1 protein-coding gene is annotated in these 378 nt (G+C 69.6%); it reads left to right on the top strand.

Annotated elements, in window-relative coordinates; all coding sequences use genetic code 11:
* On the top strand, positions 1-378 hold a 378-nt coding region (locus WG903_RS19150; protein WP_340078295.1), incomplete at both ends, for an Ig-like domain-containing protein.

Raw genomic sequence — 378 nt, 5'->3', positions numbered from 1 at the left:
TTGGCGGTCACGATCGACACGACGGCACCGGCTGCGCCCAGCGCGCCGGACCTGACGGCGGGCACCGACAGCGGCTCCTCCAGCACGGACAACATCACCAACGACAACACGCCGACGTTTACCGGCACGGCCGAAGCGAATTCGAGCGTGACGCTGTACGACACGGACGGCACGACGGTAGTTGGGACGGGCTCGGCCGACGGCAGCGGCAACTGGTCGATCACGGTGAGCACGCTGGGTGACGGCGCGCACACGATCACGGCCAAGGCCACGGATGCGGCGGGTAACACCAGCGCTGCGGGCACGGGCCTGAGCGTCACTGTGGACACCGCGGCTCCGTCCGCTCCGAGCGCGCCTGACATGACGGCGGGCACGGAT

Origin of the sequence: Ramlibacter sp. PS4R-6 (assembly GCF_037572775.1) — a bacterium.
Lineage (GTDB): Bacteria > Pseudomonadota > Gammaproteobacteria > Burkholderiales > Burkholderiaceae_C > Ramlibacter.
This window is presented reverse-complemented; position numbering and strand designations above follow the sequence as displayed.